This window comes from Streptomyces sp., from assembly GCF_031181705.1.
Taxonomy (GTDB): domain Bacteria; phylum Actinomycetota; class Actinomycetes; order Streptomycetales; family Streptomycetaceae; genus Streptomyces.
Map to the genome: position 1 here is coordinate 1 of NZ_JAPSKN010000019.1, position 6,502 is coordinate 6,502.

Consider the following 6,502-nt stretch of genomic DNA (forward strand, 5'->3'; position numbering starts at 1 on the left):
CGGGCCTCGGGCCGCGCCAGCTCGAAGTCTCCCCCGGTGTCGGGGGAACCGGCCGGGGCCGCAACCGGGCCCTGCGCCTCATTCGCCGCCGGCTCCGCCCCCGCGTCGTCCTGCGGCCGTGGACGACCCCACCACTTCGCCTTCGTGGGCTTCCCCTCGTTCATGCTCTCCCCACAGCACAGCCGCGGCACGGCTCGTCAGCGGTGGCCGCAGTTCGTCGAATCGGCGCCCCGGCCCACCTCGGCCGCGGACACCACCCCCGGATTCAATCAGGTTCGCCGGGCCGGTGCGCAGAGGCCGGTCAGCGGGCCGTGCCCGGGGAAGCGGTGGGCGAGGGGGACGAGGAGATCTCCGGCAAGGGCACGGCGAGCAGGGGCGCCGTGAGCCCCGGGAGCGCCGACCAGGTCGTCAGAGCGGCCGGTGGGGCCGCCTGGAGCGGGCGTATCAGGGGGGACATGGCGGCGGCACCGGCCACCACCGGCGCGGTCAGCGCGTGCACGGCGCCGTGCCGGGCGGAGGAGGGCGGCGGGACACCGGGCAGCAGCGGCGCGGACACCTCGGTCGGGGCGACCGGGGTGTGACCGATCAGGTTCTGCCCGTGCACCTGCCCGAGCAGCGGTCCGGCGCCGCGGCGGCGCTGGGACTCGGGAGCGGTCGCGGCGCCCGTGCCCTGGGTGCGCATCGGAGTGACGTTGCTTCCCGTGCCCGGGCCGCCGCGGGCCTCCGTGTCGGTCGGGGTGCCCCCGGTGACACCGCCCAGCGCGATCGCGGCCAGGGACACCGCTCCGGCGGCCGCGAAGGCGAACCGCAGCCGTGAGGAGGAACGGTCCGGGTCGGGCCGGCCGACGTCGTGGATGCGGAAGCCCCGGCTGCCCGAGGGCAGACCGCTCTGGCCGGAGGGAACGCCGCGCTCACCCGCGGCGAGCCCGCGCCCCGCGGAGGGCGGCAGGGCCGACGGGAGGTGCGGGCGGGAGGGGGCGTAATCGAACTCGAACCGCTCGCCGCGCTTCGTCGCGAACGCCCCGGACGTGCCGAACCGCCCGGACAGCCCGCCGGGCAGCGCCGTCCCGCCCGGCGGCAGGTCACCGTCCGGGCCGCCGCCCGCGGGCAGTCCCTGCAGGCGGGCCAGGAAGCTCTCGGAGGGAGGCGGCGGAGCCGCCTCCGCGAAGACGTTCTTCAGCCGGCGCTGGGCGTCCACCTCCGCCTTGCACTTCGGGCAGGTGGCCACGTGCGCCAGTACGCGCTCACGCGCGTCATGACCGAGCTCGCCGTCCACCAGGGCGGAGAGCCGGTCTCCCAGATGCTGCTCTGCGAGGTGTCCCTCGGAAGGCCGTGATCCGCTCACGCGCTCGCGCCCCCTCCTCCCAGTGCGGGAACACGGGGCACGAAGGAGCGGCGCTCGGCGCGCGCCTCCGGGGAGCGGTGCGCGAGGGCCTTGCGCAGCTGGGAACGGCCGCGGTGGATCCGCGAGCGGACCGTGCCGAGCTTGACGCCGAGGGTCGCGGCGATCTCCTCGTACGACAGTCCTTCGATGTCGCACAGGACGACCGCGGCGCGGAACTCCGGGGCGAGGGTGTCGAGGGCCTGCTGGACGTCCGCGTCGAAGTGCGCGTCGTTGAAGACCTGCTGGGGGCTGGGCTCCTTGCTGGGCAGCCGCTCGGCCGCGTCCTCGCCGAGCGCGTCGAAGCGGATGCGCTGCTTGCGGCGCACCATGTCCAGGAACAGGTTCGTGGTGATGCGGTGCAGCCAGCCCTCGAAGGTGCCCGGCGTGTACGTCGACAGGGACCGGAAGACACGGACGAAGACCTCCTGCGTGAGGTCCTCCGCGTCGTGCTGGTTTCCGGTGAGGCGGTAGGCGAGCCGGTAGACCCGGCCGCTGTGCGTGCTGACGATCTCCTCCCACGTGGGCGGAGTCCACGCCTGCCCGTCCGCGTCGGTGGTGAAGGTCGCGGTCTGGGCGGAGCCAGCGGCGTGGCTGTGGTCAGCGTTGTCGTTCACAGATGTCGGCCTGCCCGCCGATCCGAGGAAGCGCCGGAACACTCCCCCGCGATCCACAGGTGCAGCCGCACCTCCCCTGTCAGCTCTGGTGGTGTCCAGTGGAGCCCCTACCATAGCCACCTCGCCCGTTAGGACCGGATAAGCGGTTTTACGAGAATTTGATCTGGGCTGATACGCCTCGTACTGCTGCGTCGGTACCCGCTCGGCGCCCTGTTCCACCGCCTGCCCCCCGTCCCGGCCCCCGCCGCTCGCTCGTCCCTTTAAACGACCGGTCCCATCTGCGGGTTCCCGAGCCCAACGGATACAGTCACGCCCAGGCATTCACGGGACAGGAGAGGGTCATTACCGGCAACCGGCAGACGAGCTGGGCGTTCGCCGACGCCTATGTCGCCGAGGACGAAGCGCTGCGCTGGGCCCGTGACCGGGCCCGCGAGGCAGGGCTGCGCTCGGTGTCGCCCGGCACGGGCGCCGCGCTGCGGTTGCTGGCCGCCTCCGTCGACGCGAAGGCCGTCGCCGAGATCGGCACCGGCTGCGGTGTCTCCGGGATCCACCTGCTGCACGGCATGCGGCCCGACGGTGTCCTGACGACCGTGGACCCCGAGCCGGAGCACCAGCAGTTCGCCCGCCAGGCCTTCCGCGCCTCCGGCTTCGCCAGCAACAGGGCGCGCTTCATCCCGGGCCGCGCCCTGGACGTGCTGCCCCGTCTCGCGGACGCCGGTTACGACCTGGTGTTCTGCGACGGCGACCGGCTGGAGGTCATGGACTACCTCGCTGAATCGTTGCGTCTGCTGCGGACCGGCGGGCTCGTCGTCTTCGAGGGCGCCTTCGCCAACGGCCGCACGGTGGATTCCGGTCCGCAGCCCACCGAGGTGCTGCGCCTGCGGGAGCTGCTGCGCGCGGTGCGCGAGAGCCAGGAGCTGGTGACGTCCCTGCTGCCGGTGGGCGACGGTCTGCTGTGCGCGGTGAAACGCTAGGGCCTGTCGGCACGTTAGCCCGGCGCGAGCCGGGGCAGGCGAAGGTCATCGGTGGGAAAACAGCCGCCCCGGCACCTCATGTGATGCCGGGGCAGCTGAAAGGGTATGGTCGCTTGCGCGTCAGCCGACGACCTTCTTGAGGGCGTCGCCCAGGGCGTCGGCCTCGTCCGGGGTCAGCTCGACGACGAGCCGACCGCCGCCTTCGAGCGGAACGCGCATGACGATGCCCCGCCCCTCCTTGGTCACCTCGAGCGGGCCATCACCCGTCCGCGGCTTCATGGCCGCCATGCTCGTACCCCTTCCTGAAACCCAGCTCAGTCAAAGCCGACGGCCCTAGAAGGGCACACGTGCGGTTCCTTGTGGCAGGACACGCGACACCGGCATCGAACACATATTGCTTCCCAGCCATTATCCCGCATCTCAGGACCCGATGACCAACATCAGTCGGCATCGCTTGGGCAACGCACGCGAGCAAAACCACTCAATTCGGCGATGAGGCTGCGATACTCCGCCTCCGCACACACGTCCGGCGAACGGATCCGGGCGAGAATTCTTTGACGCAGGTCACACGTCCGCTCCGGTCGGCCGTCGGCGATCTCCGTCATGCTGTCCTGCAGACGGGGCGTACCGGCCGGTACGCCCCGGGCGGCGACACGGAGGGGATACGCCATGGCCGACACCGTGCTCTACGAGGTGAGCGACGGACTCGCGACGATCACGCTGAACCGCCCGGAGGCGATGAACGCGCTGAACGTGGCGACCAAGGTCGCCCTGCGGGAGGCGGTCGAGTCCGCGGCGGGCGACGCCGCGGTGCGGGCGGTGCTGCTGACCGCCGCCGGTGACCGGGCGTTCTGCGTCGGGCAGGACCTCAAGGAGCACATCGGGCTGCTGGTGCGGGACCGTGAGTCCGGCTCGGGACAGACGATGAGCACGGTGCGGGAGCACTACAACCCGATCGTGCGGGCGCTGGCCGGCGCGGCGAAGCCGGTGGTCGCCGCGGTGAACGGCGTGGCGGCGGGGGCGGGCTTCGGGTTCGCGCTCGCGGCGGACTACCGGATCGTGGCGGACACGGCGGCCTTCAACACGTCGTTCGCGGGGGTCGCCCTGACCGCGGACTCGGGGATCTCCTGGACGCTGCCGCGGGTCGTCGGCCCGGGGCGCGCCGCCGACCTGCTGCTCTTCCCCCGCAACATCAGCGCGCAGGAGGCGTACGAGCTCGGTGTCGCGAACCGGCTGGTGCCGGCCGGGGAGCTGCGCGCGGAGGCCGAGAAGGTGGCGCGGGCGCTGGCCGAGGGGCCCACGGTGGCCTACGCGGCGCTGAAGGAGTCGGTGGCCTTCGGGCTGACGCACTCGCTGGAGGAGACGCTGGAGAAGGAGGACGAGCTGCAGACGCGGGCCGGGTCCTCCGAGGACCACGCGATCGCGGTGCGGGCCTTCGTCGACAAGGAGAAGCCGAAGTACCTGGGCCGGTGAGCCAGGGGCCGGTGGCGCCGCCGGGGGCTGCCGGGGGGCCGCGGGTGCTGCGTGGTCGCTCGCGCGGTTCCCCGCGCCCCTCACCGGGCGTTCCTCGCCAGGCACTCCTCCAGGTGGTCGTCGACCAGGCCGCAGGCCTGCATCAGCGCGTACGCCGTCGTCGGGCCGACGAAGCGGAGGCCGCGCTTCTTCAGGGCCTTGGACAGGGCCGTGGACTCCGGGGTGACCGGCGGGACGTCCGAGAGGGTCTTCGGGACCGGGCGGCCGGCCGGGTCCGGGGCGTGGGACCAGATCAGGGCGTCCAGGTCGCCCGGGGACCAGTCGGCGAGCACGCGCGCGTTGGCGAGGGTCGCGTCGATCTTGGCGCGGTTGCGGATGATGCCGGTGTCGGCCAGGAGCCGCTCGCGGTCCTCGTCGGTGAAGGCGGCCACCGCCGCGATCTTGAAGTCGGCGAAGGCGGCGCGGAAGCCCGGGCGGCGGCGCAGGATGGTGATCCAGGACAGGCCGGACTGGAAGGCCTCCAGACTGAGCCGCTCGAACAGCGCGTCGTCGCCGTGGACCACGCGGCCCCACTCCTCGTCGTGGTACGCCACGTACTCCGGGGCGGACAGGGCCCAGGGGCAGCGCAGCCGGCCGTCCGGGCCCGCGAGGGCGGCGCCGTCGCTCACGGCCGGTCCTCCTGTCGCGGGGCGTGCTTGTCGGTGGACACCCGGTGCCCGCCCGACGGGTGCAGCGGGCCGTGCGACGACGCCGCGCGGGCGCCCGCCAGGGCCGACTCCAGGTCGGCGATCCGGGCGTCGCGTTCGGCGAGCTCGGCGCCCAGGCGGCTGAGGGCGTCGTCGACGTCGGCCATGCGGTAGCCGCGGGCGGCGAGCGGGAAGCGGAGGTCCTCCACGTCGGCGCGGCTGACCGGGCGGTCCGGGGGCAGCGGGTCCCGCAGCCGCTCGGGGGCGGCCTCGGGCAGCGGGCCGTTCTCGCCGCCGCCCACCACCGCGAGGGTCACCGCGCCGACCACGACGGCGAGCGCGACGACCAGGAACAGGAACATAACCATCGCGGGGCCCCCACGGTCGGACGGATCGGAGTCGCGTAGTGCTCCGAGTCGGATGTTGTCAGGCTCCGATCGTGCCATGCGACCACGACGGTTAGGGTCGCAGGCGGCGGAAGACGGGACGTACCAGGAAAGGTCACAGCGGATGCTCAGGCTGGGCAAGCGGGAATTCGGGCCGCACGAGCCGGTGATCATGGCGATCGTGAACCGGACCCCGGACTCCTTCTACGACCAGGGCGCCACCTTCCGCGACGAGCCGGCCCTCGCGCGCGTGGAGCGGGCGGTGGCCGAAGGGGCCGCGATCATCGACATCGGCGGGGTCAAGGCCGGGCCGGGCGAGGAGGTCACGGCCGAGGAGGAGGCCCGGCGCACGGTCGGGTTCGTGGCGGAGGTGCGGCGCCGCTTCCCGGACGTGATCATCAGCGTGGACACCTGGCGGGCCGAGGTCGGCGAGGCGGTGTGCGAGGCCGGCGCGGACCTGCTGAACGACGCGTGGGGCGGGGTCGACCCGGCGCTCGCGGAGGTCGCCGCGCGCTACGGGGCCGGGCTCGTGTGCACCCACGCCGGGGGCGCACAGCCGCGGACCCGGCCGCACCGGGTCGAGTACGACGACGTCATGGCCGACATCCTGGACGTGACGGTCGGGCTGGCCGAGCGGGCGCTGGCCCTGGGCGTGCCGCGCGAGTCGATCATGATCGACCCCGGCCACGACTTCGGGAAGAACACCCGGCACAGTCTGGAGGCGACGCGGCGGCTGGACGAGATGGTCGCCACGGGGTGGCCGGTGCTGGTGTCGCTGTCCAACAAGGACTTCGTCGGGGAGACGCTGGACCGGCCCGTGAAGGAGCGGCTGGTCGGGACGCTGGCGACGACGGCCGTGTCCGCGTGGCTCGGGGCGCAGGTGTACCGGGTGCACGAGGTCGCCGAGACACGGCAGGTGCTGGACATGGTCGCGGCGATCGCGGGGCACCGGCGTCCTGCCGTCGCGCGGCGCGGGTTGGCCTAG

At 73.3% G+C, this 6,502-nt stretch carries 9 protein-coding genes; 3 read left to right on the forward strand and 6 right to left on the reverse strand.

Translation table 11 applies throughout. The features are described from left to right. Positions 1-301 precede the first annotated feature (301 nt). Both RIN80_RS06515 and sigE read right to left on the reverse strand, forming a co-directional pair. Entirely contained in the window at positions 302-1,345 is a 1,044-nt protein-coding gene (locus tag RIN80_RS06515; RefSeq protein ID WP_309094534.1) for a zf-HC2 domain-containing protein, read from the reverse strand. Continuing rightward, entirely contained in the window at positions 1,342-2,040 is a 699-nt protein-coding gene (gene sigE, locus RIN80_RS06520) for an RNA polymerase sigma factor SigE (RefSeq protein ID WP_309094575.1), read from the reverse strand. Before sigE ends, RIN80_RS06515 begins: the two co-directional genes overlap by 4 nt. A 236-nt stretch (positions 2,041-2,276) precedes the next feature. Between sigE and RIN80_RS06525 the strand changes: the two genes are divergently transcribed. Further along, the gene (locus tag RIN80_RS06525) at positions 2,277-2,972 is read left to right on the forward strand and encodes an O-methyltransferase (protein ID WP_309094576.1); all 696 of its coding nucleotides are present in this window, start codon (positions 2,277-2,279) and stop codon (positions 2,970-2,972) included. Between the two features lie 120 nt (positions 2,973-3,092). On the opposite strand, the gene RIN80_RS06530 is transcribed toward RIN80_RS06525, so the two are convergent. Together RIN80_RS06530 and RIN80_RS06535 are read right to left on the reverse strand one after the other, a co-directional pair. Then, the gene (locus RIN80_RS06530; RefSeq protein WP_003966491.1) at positions 3,093-3,260 is read right to left on the reverse strand and encodes a DUF3117 domain-containing protein; all 168 of its coding nucleotides are present in this window, start codon (positions 3,258-3,260) and stop codon (positions 3,093-3,095) included. A gap of 152 nt (positions 3,261-3,412) precedes the next feature. Continuing rightward, complete coding sequence (locus tag RIN80_RS06535; RefSeq protein WP_309094535.1) at positions 3,413-3,577, reverse strand: hypothetical protein; 165 nt, start codon at positions 3,575-3,577, stop codon at positions 3,413-3,415. Between the two features lie 64 nt (positions 3,578-3,641). Here RIN80_RS06535 and RIN80_RS06540 point away from each other — a divergent pair, with 64 nt between their 5' ends. Continuing rightward, the gene (locus RIN80_RS06540) at positions 3,642-4,445 is read left to right on the forward strand and encodes an enoyl-CoA hydratase-related protein (RefSeq protein WP_309094536.1); all 804 of its coding nucleotides are present in this window, start codon (positions 3,642-3,644) and stop codon (positions 4,443-4,445) included. Positions 4,446-4,525: 80 nt separating this feature from the next. Here the strand turns inward: RIN80_RS06540 and RIN80_RS06545 are convergent, their stop codons facing one another. Both RIN80_RS06545 and RIN80_RS06550 read right to left on the reverse strand, forming a co-directional pair. Next, positions 4,526-5,113 carry a DNA-3-methyladenine glycosylase I gene (locus RIN80_RS06545; protein WP_309094537.1) on the reverse strand — a complete coding sequence of 196 codons (588 nt, stop codon included), beginning with the start codon at positions 5,111-5,113 and terminating at the stop codon, positions 4,526-4,528. Continuing rightward, on the reverse strand, positions 5,110-5,499 hold the full coding sequence (locus RIN80_RS06550; RefSeq protein WP_309094538.1) for a DivIVA domain-containing protein: 390 nt from the start codon (positions 5,497-5,499) through the stop codon (positions 5,110-5,112). Before RIN80_RS06550 ends, RIN80_RS06545 begins: the two co-directional genes overlap by 4 nt. Positions 5,500-5,641: 142 nt before the next feature. Here RIN80_RS06550 and folP point away from each other — a divergent pair, with 142 nt between their 5' ends. Next, positions 5,642-6,502 (forward strand): dihydropteroate synthase, encoded by an 861-nt coding sequence (gene folP, locus RIN80_RS06555; RefSeq protein WP_309094539.1) that lies wholly within the window; start codon positions 5,642-5,644, stop codon positions 6,500-6,502.